This is a genomic window from Pontibacter populi (assembly GCF_019336435.1).
Lineage (GTDB): Bacteria > Bacteroidota > Bacteroidia > Cytophagales > Hymenobacteraceae > Pontibacter > Pontibacter humidus.
The window spans coordinates 1112042-1129422 of record NZ_JAHWXQ010000001.1 but is presented as its reverse complement, the minus strand read 5'-3'; the positions used below and the strand labels follow the sequence as shown (position 1 = coordinate 1129422).

The following is a 17381-nucleotide window of genomic DNA, read 5'->3' as shown; positions in this document are numbered from 1 at the left end:
CAATAAAATATTGACATAATAAGTAAATTTATATATATTCATCCATTAATACTCCGTAGTTCATGACGTCTTAAATTTTACCATTCCCATATATAATTTAATGAATATGGTTAAGGTCTCAACTCATCCGGCATTTTACTAAAGGAAAAGATCGCCTGGTAAGAAGGATATTCTTTGGCTCTTTAGTACAAATTTTAGCATACCACATACGAATACGCTTACTATTTACAGCATTATATGGTGCAGTGGCAAAAGCTATACACCATAGCCATTTAAAAGCTATACTATGTATTTTACTGCTATTACAACTCACCTGAAAACAAAAAGAGTACTTCTCTGCCTGCGATGGCAATTAACATTACTGTTAAGCGCTTTTAACCTTGTAGCTTTTGCACAGGCTCCAACTACAGCTACATGGACCGGGGCTATAAACTCGAAGTGGGAAGAAGCGGGTAACTGGGAGCCGAAGGTAGTACCAACTTCTAACACACATGTCATTATTAATGGAGCTGGTGGGCAAAAGCAACCTGAATCTATTCAGACAAACAAGAATGAAAAGAATAGAGCAGAATGCCTGTCGCTTACCATTGGAGGCGGTACCAACCAGGCTAAACTTAGAGTAGAGAACCTGAACGGGCTCCACATTGAAACTAACCTGACCATATTGGATAAAGGTACTTTAGAGAATACCACCACGCCTATTTTCATAAAAGGCAACTGGCAAAACAATGGCACTTACAATGAAGACCCTAAAGTGCAGAATAATAACTGGCTATATGTAAACAAAGTAGAGTTTATAGGAGCAAACCAGACTATTTCCGGAAGTTCTCCTACACAGTTTCTGGAGTTGCATGTAAAAGGCAGGCTTACCCTGGAAAGCAATATCAAGATTGACCTGACGGGCTACAACTATGGCAACTTAATTGTATATCCGGGGGCTGTAATAGATCCGGGTAATTACAAGATTAGCTGGAGCAGTACCAAATCAGCGGTAGCTTTTCAGTTACAGAATGGAGCCACTATTCTCGTAAAGGCTCAGAACTATCTCGACAACTATTCTATCAGGCCAACTATAGCTTACGGAGGAACATCAATTGAACACACCAGTACTATAAATTATGCGGGGACTATAGATCAGAATATTGATGACCAGATAATCTATCAGAAACTGGTTATTAGTGGTACCGGCGTGAAAAGCCTGGTTGGCAACACTTCAATATCAAGTGGCGCTGCCGATACCGAAGTAAATGTTATGAGTGCCACTTTAGACTTGAAAACTTATACCTTAACCCGGCAGGCGGCAGGTGGCAGTTTTATAGTTGCAGATGGCGCAACAGTTAAAATCGGCGGGCCAACTAATACGCCACTAAACTTCAACACACGCACATTTGCACCTGCCAGTACCGTTGAGTATTACGGCGGAGTTCAGGAGGTACAACATAATACCTACGGCCATCTTACATTCAGCAATACAGGTATAAAAACAATGCCTGCTTCGGCTATGACTATAGCGGGGAACCTGACCAGTACGGGCACTACACAATACACTGCCGGAGGAGCTTTAACTATAGGAGGCAATGTGACTATCGGATCTGGTTCGATATTTACAAGCGGAAACTTTACGCATACAATCGCAGGCAACTGGCTGAACAACGGTACTTTTAACCCGGGCACAGGGACTATCTCTTTTGTAGGTAGCAATAACACAACGATTACCGGTAGTGCTGTTTTTAATGGATTAACCATTAATAAAACTACTACAACCAATGCTGTAACACTGGCAAATAATGCAACCGCCACTACGCTGAACATGATGAGCGGGGAATTACGCACTGGAATTAATAAAGTAACTATACTGGGCGACAGAACTGGAGATGGCTGGGTTTTAGGTACTGTTACCAGGCAGCACACATTTGTCCCGGGTACTGCCTACGCCTTTAACTCCCGGTTTTCTACGCTGGCTTTTACAGGTGGCACAGGCGTAACAGAAGCTACCATGACAACCGGCACGGCAACCATGCCAACTGGTTTTTTAAGTGGTAAATCAATAAACAGGCTCTATGAAATAACGGTGGCTCCAGGTACCTATGCCAATGCCAGCCTGCAGTTGCAGTACCAGGATACGGAGCTTAATGGCTGTGAAGAAGATGGGCTTAAACTATATTATTCACTTACTGGTACCGGTAACTGGAGTAACGCTAGCCGGCACGCCTACAGTGCAGCTGAGAATTGGGTAAAGCGCAATAGTGTAACCTCCCTGAATGGCTTCTGGACATTAACTGACAATCCAAGCACTTATAAATGGGAAGGGACACAAAGCATAGCCTGGGAAGATGGAAGGAACTGGGAAGTTTGGACCGATGGCTCGCCTACCCGTGGAATTACAGGGCCGATCAGTTCAGATTTTGTGATTCTAGGAGAGAACACACCAGTGCAGCAACGCCAACCAACTATAACCGCTAATGAATGGGTGCGTGATATCAGTTTTAAAGAACCAAACCCAATCACACTCACCATAGCGGCTGGCTCGCTTAGAACAAACCATAACTTAGCCACAGTAGGGGCAGGAACAGCAATACAGCACAACTTGATCGCTAATGCCCAAACTATAAACATCGGTGGTAATCTTATTCTGAATGATGGCAGTGCGGGCAATAACCTTTCGTTTACAGGCACAAACGTAACTATAAACTTAACCGGAAACCTGGAGCATCATCAAGCCTCAAGCATAATCTTAGGCGCCGGCAACCTGAACATTGGCGGAAACTATAACTATACTGGCGGCACTTTTACAGCCGGAACAAGTACTGTAACTTATAATGGAACAGGCGCACAGGTTGTTGCGGGCTTACCTTATCATCACGTAACTGTAAATAAAACAGCTGGAACAGCCACGCTTTCATCAACTGCAACACAAAGTATAACGGGCAACTTAACAGTTACAAATAGTACAATGGCGCTATTTGTGCCAACTCTAAACGTAGCTGGTAATGTATCTCTAACAGGTGGAACACTGCAGGGCAATTCTTCAACTATAGATATGAAAGGAGACTGGCTCAGAACAGGTGGCACATACATTCCAGGTAGCAGCGCGGTTAACTTTTCGGGTGCAAATCCGCAGACAGTGGCCGGAACTACATTCCATAACCTGAGCAAAACAGCCGCTAACACGTTAACTACAACTGGCATCTCTACCTTAACGGGCAACCTGAGTGTGCAAAGCGGTACACTGATCCTGAATGGACATACCATGAACAGGACTTCAGCAGGCGGAACACTGACAGTTGCTGATGGAGCAACCCTCCAGATAAACACCCTGAACTACCCGACCAACTATAGTACCAACACCTTAGGCGTGAATAGCACTGTTATTTACTCGGGAGGAACAATAGGAGTAGGTGTGGCAGGCGTAACATACGGAAACCTTGTTTTGCAAAGTGGTACAGTAAGGCCACTGTTAAACAATACCCGCGTAGCAAACCAGATGTCTATTCTGGGGAGCGCTACCACATTAAGTAACCCGGCAGCTGTGTATACCTTAACTTTAGATAAAGACCTTACCAGCGACGGAATTATAAATGCCTCAAATACTAACCTTTTATTTACAAGCCCAACTGCTAAACTAAGCGGTACAGGAGCCGGCACAACTATAATTAAAGATGTAACTGTAAATACCGGGGCAAACTTGACAGTAAGCAAAGACCTGACACTTTACGGTAACCTGCTTAACAACGGGAGCGGATTTAGCGCAGCGGGCAACAGGGTGGATTTTAGAGGAACTACTGCTGCAACTATAACCTCAGCTGTACCGGTAACTATAAACGAGCTGCTGATCAATAAAACTAGTGCCACTACATTGGTAGAGCTTTTTGGATCAGTGGACGGACTGCAAACAGTAAATGTGAACACCGGAACCCTGGATGCCCGTGACAAAATACTGACCAAAAAAGCTGCAGCCCCTGGTACATCATTAACGGTAGGAGACCTTGCCACGTTAAAAATTGGGCATACAAACTCCCTTCCGCTTCTGGATAACTATAGCTTACAGCCCACCAGTACAGTTATCTACAATGGCTCTCACCAAACTATAAAAAGTGTACAGTACGGCCATTTGGAACTGCAGAACACTGGAACTGCTACTTTTGAAGCGGGCATAGCAAAAGTTGCCGGTAATATGACCAAAGGTGCAGAAGCCAATGTTATAACGCCTCAAACTATAGAATTTAATGGTAATAGTCCGCAGCAAATGCCCGGCATCAACTATAAAAACCTGAGTATTGCGGCTGCCGGAACCAAAACACTTACAGGCAATGCACTGATAGAGGAGTCTCTGAGTTTTGGCACTTCACTTATCGGTACGACCCTAGTTACCGGACTGAACGAGGTAGAACTTGGTGCAAATGCAAATCTGGTAGGTGAGGCCAATGAAAGGCGCATTCTGGGGACCATTAAAACCACCCGCCTCGTCGAGGCTAGTGCTAATAACTTTGGCGGTATGGGTATCACCATCGCTCCGGCAGTAGATGCCGGGATGTCTACCATGACCCGTGTAACAGGCCTTGCAGCCGTGCAGGAAGGAAAGAGTATCGGGCGTTTGTTCCATTTTGAGCCATCAACAGGCAAAGGTAAATTTAATGCAGCTGTTACTGTTTCCTATTTTGATGCTGAGCTAAGCGCCAATACCCCTGAATATGAAGAGCAATTACAGTTGGTCGGTTCTATAGGGCCTGGTTTTGGCTGGTATTCGTGGTCCTCGCCCGGACAACTGGATATGAGTACTAATACTATTTCGGTTAGTGGTATTAACTCCATCAACTACATGACCATCAATAACCAGATTACTCCGCTGCCTGTAGAGCTACTTTACTTTAAAGCTACCAAGCAGGATAATGTAGCCGTGTTGGAATGGAAAACAGCCTCAGAGAAGAATAACAGGGGATTTGAGGTGGAGGCATCTGCAGACGGCTATAGTTATCAGAAAATCGGGTTTGTACAAAGTGTGGCAGGTACCTCGGCCATGGCGCAAAACTATACATTTACGGATAACCGCAATGGTAAAGATGGGATAGTGTACTATCGTTTGCGACAGGTAGATGAAGACGGGACCTTTAAGTTTTATGGACCTCGTACGGTTAATTTCGGAGCGGTAACTAAAACAGCTATAGTGGCTTATCCTAACCCGTTCGAGTCTGAAGTAAAGCTGGCCGTTGAAGCCACCAGCGAAGGAAAAGCAAAACTAACACTATACACGACCACGGGTAAGATTCTGACGCAGCACGAAGAACAGTTGGCAAGAGGCGCATCTGTGCTGCAGCTAAACCTGAATCAGAACCTGCCACGTGGCCTGTACCTGTTAACTATAGAACAAAACGGAGAAGTTGAAACTCTGAAATTGATAAAGAATTAGCCTGATTAGTTTCTAATAAAAAAGGCTCCTGTTTTGCGGGAGCCTTTCTTTTTATACATGCTGTTCTACTTAGCCCGGTTAACTATAAATACGCCAACCAAAATAATCACCATTCCCACATAATGCCAAAGGTGTATCGTTTCGCCATCGAGCACGCCCCACATAAGTGCAACTATAGGAATAAGGTAGGTGGATGAACTGGCAAAAAGCGGTGTAGAGATATGGATCAATTTATTGAAAAGCACCAGCCCAACCGCTGTGCTGAAAACGGCAAGAATGGCAATGTAAAGCAGCGCTTCGCCGGCGCCGGGCGTGTGCTGCAGTTTGTCAAAAGCATCGGTAGTAAGCAGGTAAATAAACGCCATCGGCCCTACTGTGAGTAAGGCCAGGCTCGACATTACAAAAGGCTTTAAGCCCTGCAGTTTATATTTAATGATGTTTACGCTGCCGCCATAGCAGATGGTAGCTACCACAATATACAGCCCATACATGGTATTGTCGAAATTAGTGTTCTCGCCACCCGAAAAGATCAGAACAGCTGTGCCCGCAATACCAACGCTAATACCAAGCATGCGCATCCAGGTGATGGGCTGGTGAAAGAAAACAGCGCCTACCAACAGTGTAAAAAGCGCCGTAAGCGAGTTCAGCACACCAGCTAAACCGCTGGCAAGATGAGTTTCGGCATAAGCAAATAGAAAAGCCGGGATCAGGTTGCCCAGCAGGCCGCTGCCCAGTAAAAATTTCCAGTGGCGCGGCGCTGCCTGCTTAATGTGTTTTATAGCCCATGGCAGTAACGTAAGGCTGGCTATAGTTATACGCCACGCACCCAGCTCATCTGATGAGTAAACTACCAGCCCTTTTTTAATCAGGATGAAGGAGGTGCCCCAGATAAGCGCCAGTATAATTACCAGGAACCAGGCCAGTGCCGGCGCTCCCGTTTTTTGTTGATCAGAAATGTTAAACAAGCTGCTTAAACGTTAAAATTACAAGTGCGCAAAAGTAGCAGATTTTGTAGTTAAAAAATTAGAAACTTTGGAAGTTAAAAAGTTCGGAAATTGAAGCGAAAGTTTCTGTGGCCTTACTGTAACTATATAACTATAAATCCAACTATAGCAATAGCAGAAATTCCCCTCTCGGGAGGGGCAGGGGTGGGTTAAAACAGCAACTATAAAACTACACTTCCAACTATAGCAAAGGCCTAAAAACTCCCCGCCTTAGACTAGGAAGGGTTGGGTGGTTGGACTACGCTAACTATAGCACAATAGCCACTACTACTACTATTGCCTATCCCTGTCGGGCCGGTTGAGTCAGGAGACACAACACCATAGCAAGTCACGAGCGAGGACGCTCGCGCCAGCACTAAGTGAAACTGCAACTATAGCAAAAGCTCAATCCTGCTAATCCGCTAATCCTGTAAATCCTGATTCAGACAACCCCTGTCCTTTCAGGCCAGTTGAGTTGAAAACTCAACACCATAGTTAGACACGGGTTGCAAACCCGCGCCAGCATAAAAGATAGTTGCAACTATAGAAAAATAACCAGGCTCCTTGCCCTGTTCTTAGAGGAAGGCTGGGAAAGGGTAAAGAAAAGCGCCGGTTTCAAATAGCAACAGGCGCCTCAGGTATAACTTCTGAATTTTTTAACTTTCTAACTCCGCATAGCTCATCGTCTGCGCAATTTCTTCCAGGGTGTCGTAAATTTCCTGGATGTCTTCAGACCGCACCAGTTTCATGCGAAGCGGCTTAAAGTGCGGCAATCCCCGGAAGTAGTTGGTGTAGTGGCGGCGCATTTCAAAAATGCCCAGCTTATCGCCCTTCCACTCCAGCGAGTGAGTAAAGTGCTGGCGGCAAACTTCTACGCGCTCTTCCAGAGTTGGTCCTGCTAACATTTCGCCGGTTGCCATGTAGTGTTTTATCTCGTTAAAGATCCACGGGTAACCAATGCTGGCTCTGCCGATCATAATACCATCCACACCATAGCGGTTGCGGTACTCCAGTGCCTTCTGTGGAGAATCGATATCACCGTTGCCAAAGATCGGGATCTTCATGCGCGGGTTGTTCTTTACTTCGGCAATCAGGCTCCAGTCGGCTTCCCCTTTATACATCTGAACGCGCGTGCGACCGTGTATGCTCAGCGCCTGAATACCAATATCCTGTAAGCGTTCAGCAGTCTCAACTATATATTTGGTGTCTTCGTCCCAGCCGAGGCGGGTTTTAACGGTAACCGGCAGGTTGGTTGCTTTCACAATTTCCTCGGTCATCTTCACCATTTTGGGCACGTCGCGCAGCAATGCAGCACCGGCGCCTTTGCAGGCCACGTTCTTTACAGGGCAGCCATAGTTAATATCAATCAGGTCCGGGCCAGCCTGCGACGAAACAATTGCTGCCTCGCGCATCGACTCAATATCAGACCCAAAAATCTGTATGCCAATAGGACGCTCGTAGTCAAATATGTCCAATTTCTGCACACTTTTAGCTGCGTCGCGTATCAAACCTTCAGAGGAAATAAACTCGGTGTACATCAGGTCGGCCCCGTTGGCTTTGCACACTTTTCGGAACGGCGGATCACTCACGTCTTCCATCGGTGCCAGCAGTAACGGGAACTCGCCCAACTCTATGTTCGCTATCTTTACCAAAGCAAAATTTAATTATTCGCGTAAATTTACACCAATTTAACCTAAACTCCTGTATGAAAGGTTTCATCCGTAAAGAACCACATCCATTTTATATACTGCTTCTGCTGTTTGCTTTTATGATGGCAGGCTATTTTGTAGGTAGTTTTATCTTCGCAATCGTCGCCAGTGTCGCCTTCGATTTCAGCCTGATGCAGATACCGGAAATAGCAACAAACCCCTTATCGCACCCGAACGGACGCAATATTATGTTGCTGCTACAGGGCGTAATTCAGTTTATGTCGTTTGTGGTGGGGCCGTTGTTTATGCTGCGGGTTTTAAAGTATGACGTAGAGCCTTACCTGAACTGGAAAATGCCGGTTGCCCCCTTGCTGGTGTTACTTGCTGGTGTGCTGATGATTATAATTATGCCTGCCAACTCGGTAGTTATAAACTGGAACGCCAACCTGAACTTCCCGGATTTTATGCAGGGGTTTGAAGAGTGGGCACGCGCCAAAGAAGACGAACTGGCTGAACTTACCAAAATGATAGCCGACTTCAATGATATTCCGAAGCTGTTGATAGGCATACTGGTAATTGCGGTTATTCCTGCCATTGGCGAAGAAATAGTGTTCCGCGGAGTGCTGCAAAAACAATTGCACCGCTGGACGGGCAACCCGCACGCTGCCATCTGGATTGCCGGCTTAGTGTTTGCAGCCATACACGTACAGTTCTTCGGGTTTGTGCCACGCGCTATACTGGGAGCTTTGTTCGGTTATTTGTACTTCTGGTCAGGCCGCATCAGCGTGCCTATAGTGGCGCACTTTTTCAACAATGGCTTTACAGTGCTGATGCTTTACCTGCAGCAAACCGGTGCCGTCGATATTGATGTAGAGTCTACAGAGCCAATGGAATGGTGGAGCGTGTTGCTATCTGTAGTTTTAAGCGCAGCGGTGTTATATTACCTGTATAGTGAGTTTAAAAAGGTGCCGCCGCGCACCAAACCACTTCCTGAAACTATAGCTGAATCTGGAGTATAGGCATTTTACAATCTAATAATTTTAATACCTTTAATGCTCTAACAGCATCCTCTACTACATGGGCAATAAAATTTCGGGACTAAGTAATTTAAATCAGCGGATTATAATAGGAGTGTTGGGCGCCGCCTTATTTGTAGGCAGCATACTGGTAAGCGAGTGGACGTATTTTGTGCTTTTCCTGCTGCTGACTATAGTTGGTTTACTGGAATTTTACAGATTGGCGGCCACACAAGGCATCAAACCAAATATAACGATAGGTGCCACTTTAGGTGCCCTGTTCTATATCCTGATCTTCCTGATTGAGAAAGAACTTGTGCGGAGTGAGCTGCTTTACTTAACGCTTCCGTTGCTGGGCCTTGTTTTTGTACTCGAACTATACCGCAAGCAACCGCAGCCTTTCACCAATATTGCTTTTACACTTTTAGGGGTACTCTACATTGCACTGCCTTTCGGGTTATTGCACAAATTGGGCTACCTGAATGATACCTATGCCTGGCAACCCATACTGGGTCTTATGCTCCTGATCTGGGCGTCGGATACGGGCGCTTACATTGCCGGCAAGAACTTTGGAAAACGCAAGCTTTTTCCACGCATTTCGCCGGGCAAAACCTGGGAAGGCTGGGCGGGTGGCATGTTACTTACGCTGGCAGTAGCATATGGCTTATCGGTTTATTTTCAGGACTTGGCGCTTTATCAGTGGCTTGGAATAGGCGTCATCGTTTCAGTTTTCGGCGTGTTCGGCGACCTGGTAGAATCGATGCTGAAGCGCAGTTTGGATGTGAAGGATTCGGGCACCTTATTGCCCGGGCATGGTGGTATCTTAGACCGTTTCGACAGCCTGATAATTGTTATTCCTTTTATAGTAGCTTTTCTTCAGATTTTCTAATTTTTTGTTTCCTGTATAGTTGGCGGTTGTAAGTATAAATTATATACCTTTACCGCCGAAATCTTAATCAAACTGATCAAATCAAAAGGTTAATCTAATGTTATACAAAGAGCCTGCACCGATCAAGGATAGGGAAAACCCATTCGAATCGATGATGTCACGATTCAATATTGCTGCTGAAGTATTGGGGTTGGATGAAGAGACATATAACGTACTAAAATCGCCTACCCGCCAGGTGATCGTGAACATTCCTGTTACGATGGATGATGGCAAGGTGCGCGTTTTCGAAGGTTACCGTGTTATACACTCTACTATACTTGGTCCTTCTAAAGGCGGTATACGTTATGCTCCGGATGTTTTCCTGGATGAAGTAAAGGCGCTGGCAGCCTGGATGACCTGGAAATGTGCGGTAGTAGACATTCCTTATGGTGGTGCAAAAGGCGGTATAATCTGTGATCCTTTTACTATGTCGGCTGGTGAGATTGAGCGCTTAACAAGAGCTTATACATCGGCACTGGCAGATACCTTTGGCCCTGACCAGGATATTCCTGCTCCGGATATGGGTACAGGCCCGCGTGAAATGGCATGGCTGATGGACGAATACTCTAAAACAAAAGGCTCTACAGTGCATGCTGTAGTTACAGGTAAGCCGCTTGTACTGGGTGGTTCGCTTGGCCGCGTAGAGGCTACCGGTCGTGGCGTAATGGTATCGGCAATGGCTGCTATGGATAAACTGGGCATGGACCCTTCAAAATCTACAGCTGCTATTCAGGGCTTTGGTAACGTAGGTGCATGGGCTGCCAAGCTGATGGCTGAGCGTGGCGTTAAGATTCTTGGAATCAGCGACGTGAGCGGTGCTTACTGGAACGATAACGGCATCGACATTGAAGATGCTATCGAGTACAAGAACGCGCATAACGGCCGTCTGGAAGGTTACAAAGGTGCTGAGCTGATGGATCCGGATGAACTGCTTACTTCTAAAGTGGATGTAATTATACCAGCTGCGGTAGAAGATGTGATCACGATAAAGAATGTTGATAAGATACAGGCAAGACTTATAGTGGAAGGTGCAAACGGACCTACTTCTTACAAAGCCGACAACATTATCAATGAAAAAGGCATTATGGTAGTGCCGGATATTCTGGCTAACTCAGGTGGTGTAACAGTTTCTTACTTCGAGTGGGTGCAGAACCGTATGGGCTTTAAATGGACGCTGGACCGCGTAAACGAGCGTGCTGAGCGTATCATGAATGAGTCGTTTGAGCGTGTTTATGCAGCCTCTCAGAAGTATAACGTACCAATGCGTATTGCCGCTTACATTGTGGCTATAGATAAAGTAGCGATGACATATAAGTACCGCGGCGGCTTCTAAGCAAAGATTTTTATAAAAATAAGCGAAAGTTTATATAATTTTGATGCAGGTAATAGCCCATCTACTAAACTGGATGGGCTATTATAACTTATAAAGTAGCTGCAGTAATTTCACAACACACTAATGAAGATTCATAAAGAAGGACGAAAGATTCTGTTTTTTACATTGCTAGGTTTAGTAGCAATCAACCTGTTGCTCTACAACTTCAACGCCGAAAACAATACCTTCAACAAGATTTTCTCTGGTGTATCTGCAGTGTTGTTTCTGCTTATACTTCAGTTTTTCCGTAGCCCGTATCGCAACCTGCTATTGCATGAAGACCTGCTGATAGCGCCGGCTGATGGTAAAGTAGTGGTAATTGAGGAAGTAGAAGAGCCGGAATATTTTAAGGATAAGCGCAAGCAAATCTCTATTTTCATGTCGCCGATAAACGTGCACATAACACGTAACCCGGTTTCAGGCATCGTAAAGTATTTTAAATATCACCCGGGTAACTACTTTGTAGCCTGGCATCCAAAATCGAGCACACAGAACGAGCGTACTACCGTGGTAGTAGAGTCTACTGCCGGCCCTGAAGTGCTTTTCCGTCAGATTGCCGGAGCCATGGCGCGCCGTATAGTTTGGTATGTAAAAGAGGGGGATGAAGTTAGCCAGGGTGAAGAGTTCGGTTTTATTAAATTTGGCTCGCGCGTAGACGTTTTTGTGCCGCTTGATACAGAGATTAAAGTAGAGCTTGGCCAGAAAACCAAAGGCGGCCAGACGGTAATAGCCCAGCTTAAAACGCCACCGCCAACGCTGTTCGGATAGTTATTCTGACAAAAGAATCTTTGACAAAAGACAAAAGATCATAAAAAGGGCCGCCGCAATTATAGTTGCAGCGGCCCTTTTTTGTCTGAATCAGGATTTACAGGATTAAAAGGTTGGCCGGATTTGTCGAAACGCTGTAAATCGCATTCTCCGAATTCCCCTCCTCGGAGGGGTGGGGTTGGTTTACTTTTCTGCAGCAACAACTATAGCCTTAACTATAAACTATAGCTCCACTTGCTATAATTACTTTCCTGCTCCGCAGAAGGCCAGTTACAAACTGGCACCAAACTCAGCCACAAGTTACGCTAACGCTAAACTTGCAGCATGAGGTCCTTTGTCTATTGTCAAAAAAATCCTTTGTCCAAAAATTAATACCAGCTTTCTACCAGCTTCATTAATTGCTCCAGGTACTTTTGGTCTACTTCGTCGAAGTCATTTAGCTTGTCGCTATCTACGTCCAGCACCAGTTTTACTTCTCCGTCTTTTATTACCGGCACTACAATTTCTGATTTTGATTCGCTGGCACAGGCTATATGGCCCGGAAAAGCTTCCACGTCTGGTACCAGTATCGTTTCCTGGCGGGTGTAGCAGGCACCACAAACGCCTTTGTGATATGGGATGCGGGTGCAGGCAATCGGCCCCTGAAAAGGACCAAGTACCAATTGACCTTCTTTATTAAAATAAACGCCCACCCAGAAAAAGCCGAATCCTTGTTTTAAGGCAGCTACTAAGTTCGAGATGTTGGCTATCAGATCTGTTTCGCCGGTTGTTAAGGCTTCGATCTGCGGCAACAGAGCTTTATATTTTTCTTCTTTGCTAAGGGTCTGATCAATTATAAGCGATTCGGCCATAAGTTAATTTTGAATAAGTGATTGAGTGAATGACTGAATATGTAATGTGTTAATTTATTTAATGTGATAATGTGCTGGTGTTTTCTAACAACGAATAACCAGCGACGAATAACTAACTATAGTCGGTAGTGCAACAGTTCGTCGGTTCCTAATGTTTGTTGTTCCACTAAATTGCCATATACCATAGTTGGCGCTTTGATACCATTTGCTATAGTTAGAGTTGTGTTTTTAAGGACAAAAGCTTCATCCCACAGGTTCTCTTGTAGCAAGCTTTGGAGTAAGTAAGTGCCGCCTTCAACTAAAACAGAAATCACATTGCGTTTATAAAGATCTGCCATAACCTGTGGTAATAATGGCTCTTGCTCCTGCAACTGCACGAAGTGTAAATTCTCCCGCTCTTCCTGTTTTTTATAGTTGTAAACTATAGTTGGTTGGCTGCCGTCAAACAAGTTTAGAGTTCGAGGTAAAGTCAGTTGGCGATCTATCACTATACGGATGGGATCTCTGCCACTCCAGTGGCGGGTGTTCAGGCGGGGATTATCGTGCAGGGCAGTTCGGGTGCCTACCATAATAGCCTGTTCTTCGGCGCGTAGCTTGTGCACAAAACGCTTTGCCAATGCCCCGCTGATGTGTAGCGGCTGGCAATCCGGTCCGGCTACAAAACCATCGGCCGTTTCAGCCCATTTCAGAGTAATATAAGGGCGTTTTAAACTATGGCTTGTAAAGAAACGCTTGTTCAGCTCCCATCCTTCCTGCTCCAGCAAGCCGGCTTCTACCTTTATACCGGCATCCAGCAGCTTTTGCACACCACGCCCGGCTACTAAAGGGTTCGGATCCAGGTTACAGATCACTACATCGCGCACGCTGCTGTTTATTAACAGATCGGCGCAGGGCGGCGTTTTACCGAAATGCGAGCAGGGCTCCAGGGTTACATACACGCGGCTCTCTGGGAGCAGGCTTTTATCGGGCACGCTGGCAATGGCATTTACTTCGGCGTGCGGGCCGCCATAGTTGCGGTGCCAGCCTTCACCAATTATCTGCCCGTTATGCTCTATCACGCAGCCAACCATCGGGTTAGGAGCCGTATAACCGCTGCCCAGCTTTGCCAGCTCCAGCGCACGCCGCATGTAGTGCTTGTCGTTCAAGTTAGAAAGTTAAAAAATTAGAAGGTTAGAAAGTTGTAGAGACGCCATCTTTTGCGTCTTGAGTTAGGAGATAAATTCATCTGCACATCTCCAGATTTCTACTTCTTCAAATCTTAAACCTTATTTTTGCAAAGATACCTAAATCAACAGAAAAAGCCGTGGCCATTATTCAGCAGATATCGCAAACTATAAAACAGCAGCTTTCCGGGGTTTACCCTGAGCAGGAAGCAGGAGCCATGGCACAACAGGTATTGGAGCATGTGCTTCAACAAAACCGCGTGCAGCTGAGCTTAAACCAGCAGCAGGAAATAACTATAGAGCAGCAGCAACAACTGCAAACTATAGTTGACCGCCTCCTACTGCATGAGCCGCTGCAGTATGTGCTGGGCGTAGCGCACTTCTTCGGATTGGAGCTGCAGGTAAACCAAAACGTACTTATTCCGCGTCCTGAAACCGAAGAGTTGGTTGATCTGGTGATAAAAGAACATCGGAATCAGCAGGATTTAAAGATACTGGATATCTGCACCGGCAGCGGCTGTATACCTATTGCGTTAGCTGAAAACCTGAAAACCGAGGCAGTTTATGGACTAGAAGTATCGGAAGGTGCGCTGGAAGTGGCTAAGGTTAATGCCGCAAACTATAACCAAACTATACATTGGCTGCACCAGGATATTTTTGACGATGTACAAACTATAGCTCCCGCCTCGCTGGACATTATCACCAGCAATCCGCCATATGTGCTGGAAGAAGAACAGGAACTAATGCGCGCCAACGTGCTGGATTACGAACCACACCTCGCCCTTTTTGTGCCTGACACTGACCCTTTAAAGTTCTACAAGCGCATTGCTATAGTTGGCTATAGTTTACTGAAGCCAGGCGGCAAACTATACTTCGAGATAAACGAACGTTATGGGCCTGAAACCTGTGCCGTGTTGTTGAAAGCCAGTTTTGCGGAAGCGAAGGTAGTACAGGACCTGTTTGGGAAAGACCGTATGGTACGCGCTGTTAGATGATTAGGAAGAATATTGTAACTTTACAAAGTATAACCCAACATAAGTATAAACGTCAGCCTTGGAGTTGATCAGATATAAATATGCAGAAGATCTTAGTGACAGGTGGGGCCGGCTACATAGGCTCACATACAGTAGTGGAGTTGCAGCAGGCAGGGTACGATCCGGTTATAGTTGATAATTTTTCGAACTCGGAAGAGCGCTCGCTGGAGGGCATAAAAGCCATACTCGGACAAGAGGTTAAATGCCACCGTATTGACTGTACTGATGCCGCAGCGCTAGGCAACGTGTTTGAGCAGGAGCAGAACATAGTAGGCGTTATTCATTTTGCAGCTTACAAGGCCGTAGGAGAATCGGTAGAGAAGCCGTTGATGTACTACCACAACAACGTGGGCTCCCTGGTAACGCTGTTGCAGGTAATGAAGGAGTTTGATGTACAAAAGCTGGTATTTTCTTCGTCGTGCACGGTGTATGGCATACCGGAGCAATTGCCGGTAACCGAGCAAACGCCTGTGCAGAAAGCTAACTCGCCTTACGGCAACAGCAAAAAAGTTTGCGAAGAGATTCTAACGGATCTGGCAAACAGCGGAAACAGCAACATTAAAAGCATAGCGCTGCGCTACTTCAACCCGATCGGCGCGCACCCATCTGCCCAAATCGGCGAACTGCCTTTAGGCGTCCCAAACAACCTGGTGCCCTTTATTACGCAAACCGCTGCCGGCATACGTGAGCAGATCACTGTTTTCGGGGATGATTATGATACTCCGGACGGAACCTGCATTAGGGACTACGTGTATGTAGTAGACCTAGCAAAAGCCCATGTGGTAGCCATTGAGCGACTTCTGCAAAATAAAGCCGATGCTATTGAGTTGTTCAATGTGGGCACCGGCCAAGGCAATACAGTTCTGGAAGCTATACATGCTTTTGAGCGTGCTACCGGTGTAAAACTAAACTATAAAATTGGCCCGCGACGCCCAGGCGATATACCTAAAATATATGCTGATGTAACCAAGGCCACGGAAGAATTAGGATTTAAAACCAACAGTACCCTGGAACAAGCTATGAAAAGTGCCTGGGACTGGCAACTACATTTACAGAACACTAAAGCAAACTTATAATATGAGGCTATTAATAACAGGGGGAGCAGGTTTTATTGGCTCGCATGTGGTGCGGTTGTTTGTCACCAAGTACCCCAATTACCAGATCTACAACCTGGATAAGCTCACGTACGCGGGCAACCTGGAAAATCTGTCGGATGTTGAAGAGTTTGAGAACTATACCTTCCTGAAAGGCGACATTACCGATGCGGCGTACCTGGAAGAGATTTTTTCTGACTATAAGTTTGATGCCGTCATTCACCTGGCAGCCGAATCGCACGTAGACCGCTCGATTGCCGACCCGCTTGCTTTTGTGCAGACCAATGTAATCGGCACCGTAAACCTGCTGCATGCAGCTAAAAAGCATTGGGCAGATGATCTGGACAAGCACCTGTTCTACCACATCTCCACCGACGAAGTTTATGGCTCGCTTGGCGAAGATGGGTTGTTCACGGAAGAAACACCGTATGATCCGCGCTCACCTTATTCAGCCTCCAAAGCCAGTTCCGATCATTTTGTCAGAGCCTGGTACCACACCTATGGCTTGCCTATTAAAATCTCGAACTGCTCCAACAACTATGGCCCCAATCACTTTCCTGAGAAGCTGATCCCGCTGGCCATCAACAACATCAAAAATGAGCGCCCGGTGCCCGTATACGGCAAAGGCGAAAACGTGCGCGACTGGCTTTATGTGCTGGACCATGCCCGTGCCATTGACGTGATCTTCCACGAAGGCAAGGTAGGTGATACTTATAATATCGGCGGCATAAACGAATGGAAGAACCTGGACCTGATAGAGCTGCTGTGCGATGTGATGGACGAGAAGCTAGGCCGGGAAAATGGCCACTCTCGCAAGCTGATAACGTTTGTAAAAGACCGTGCCGGCCATGATCTGCGCTACGCGATTGATTCCAGCAAACTGGTAAATGAACTGGGCTGGAAACCATCCGTTACTTTTGAAGAAGGCCTGAGCAAAACCGTGGACTGGTACCTTGAAAACACCGAGTGGCTCGAACATGTAACCAGCGGCAACTATACACACTACTATCAGGAACAGTACGAGCGCCGCTAAAGCGGCAATTGTTAAATTGTTTGATTGCTTAATTGTTGATCTGCGGAAGTAGAAACGAATAGCTATTTAACAATTTAACCATG

The 17381-nt window shown here is 46.0% G+C and carries 12 protein-coding genes; 8 read left to right on the top strand and 4 right to left on the bottom strand.

Annotation, left to right across the window (positions count from 1 at the left end; translation table 11 throughout):
* Positions 1–286: 286 nt before the first annotated feature.
* The gene (locus KYK27_RS04900) at positions 287–5407 is read left to right on the top strand and encodes a T9SS type A sorting domain-containing protein (RefSeq protein ID WP_199108867.1); all 5121 of its coding nucleotides are present in this window, start codon (positions 287–289) and stop codon (positions 5405–5407) included.
* A 65-nt stretch (positions 5408–5472) separates the two neighbouring features.
* Here KYK27_RS04900 and KYK27_RS04895 read toward each other — a convergent pair whose 3' ends face one another.
* On the bottom strand, positions 5473–6372 hold the full coding sequence (locus KYK27_RS04895) for a DMT family transporter (protein WP_233150252.1): 900 nt from the start codon (positions 6370–6372) through the stop codon (positions 5473–5475).
* Positions 6373–7046: 674 nt separating this feature from the next.
* The gene (gene dusB, locus KYK27_RS04890; protein ID WP_199108866.1) at positions 7047–8042 is read right to left on the bottom strand and encodes a tRNA dihydrouridine synthase DusB; all 996 of its coding nucleotides are present in this window, start codon (positions 8040–8042) and stop codon (positions 7047–7049) included.
* 53 nt (positions 8043–8095) lie between these two features.
* Here dusB and KYK27_RS04885 point away from each other — a divergent pair, with 53 nt between their 5' ends.
* The 4 genes from KYK27_RS04885 to KYK27_RS04870 all read left to right on the top strand — a co-directional run bounded on the left by KYK27_RS04885 (position 8096) and on the right by KYK27_RS04870 (position 12123).
* The gene (locus KYK27_RS04885; RefSeq protein WP_199108865.1) at positions 8096–9058 is read left to right on the top strand and encodes a CPBP family intramembrane glutamic endopeptidase; all 963 of its coding nucleotides are present in this window, start codon (positions 8096–8098) and stop codon (positions 9056–9058) included.
* A gap of 58 nt (positions 9059–9116) precedes the next feature.
* Positions 9117–9944, top strand: coding sequence for a phosphatidate cytidylyltransferase (locus KYK27_RS04880; protein WP_233150251.1), 828 nt, complete (start codon positions 9117–9119; stop codon positions 9942–9944).
* A gap of 97 nt (positions 9945–10041) precedes the next feature.
* Entirely contained in the window at positions 10042–11316 is a 1275-nt protein-coding gene (locus KYK27_RS04875; protein WP_199108864.1) for a Glu/Leu/Phe/Val family dehydrogenase, read from the top strand.
* 123 nt (positions 11317–11439) lie between these two features.
* Entirely contained in the window at positions 11440–12123 is a 684-nt protein-coding gene (locus KYK27_RS04870; RefSeq protein ID WP_162427987.1) for a phosphatidylserine decarboxylase family protein, read from the top strand.
* Positions 12124–12491: 368 nt separating this feature from the next.
* On the opposite strand, the gene KYK27_RS04865 is transcribed toward KYK27_RS04870, so the two are convergent.
* Together KYK27_RS04865 and ribD are read right to left on the bottom strand one after the other, a co-directional pair.
* Positions 12492–12974: a GAF domain-containing protein gene (locus tag KYK27_RS04865; RefSeq protein WP_199108863.1), complete on the bottom strand. Its 483-nt coding sequence runs from the start codon at positions 12972–12974 to the stop codon at positions 12492–12494.
* Positions 12975–13090: 116 nt separating this feature from the next.
* On the bottom strand, positions 13091–14119 hold the full coding sequence (gene ribD / locus KYK27_RS04860; protein ID WP_233150250.1) for a bifunctional diaminohydroxyphosphoribosylaminopyrimidine deaminase/5-amino-6-(5-phosphoribosylamino)uracil reductase RibD: 1029 nt from the start codon (positions 14117–14119) through the stop codon (positions 13091–13093).
* Between the two features lie 158 nt (positions 14120–14277).
* Here ribD and prmC point away from each other — a divergent pair, with 158 nt between their 5' ends.
* From prmC to rfbB, 3 genes are all read left to right on the top strand, one after another.
* The gene (prmC, locus tag KYK27_RS04855) at positions 14278–15132 is read left to right on the top strand and encodes a peptide chain release factor N(5)-glutamine methyltransferase (RefSeq protein ID WP_199108862.1); all 855 of its coding nucleotides are present in this window, start codon (positions 14278–14280) and stop codon (positions 15130–15132) included.
* Between the two features lie 80 nt (positions 15133–15212).
* Positions 15213–16247, top strand: coding sequence for a UDP-glucose 4-epimerase GalE (gene galE / locus KYK27_RS04850; RefSeq protein ID WP_199108861.1), 1035 nt, complete (start codon positions 15213–15215; stop codon positions 16245–16247).
* 1 nt (position 16248) lies between these two features.
* Positions 16249–17298 carry a dTDP-glucose 4,6-dehydratase gene (gene rfbB / locus KYK27_RS04845; RefSeq protein WP_199108860.1) on the top strand — a complete coding sequence of 350 codons (1050 nt, stop codon included), beginning with the start codon at positions 16249–16251 and terminating at the stop codon, positions 17296–17298.
* The last annotated feature ends 83 nt before the right edge of the window (positions 17299–17381 follow it).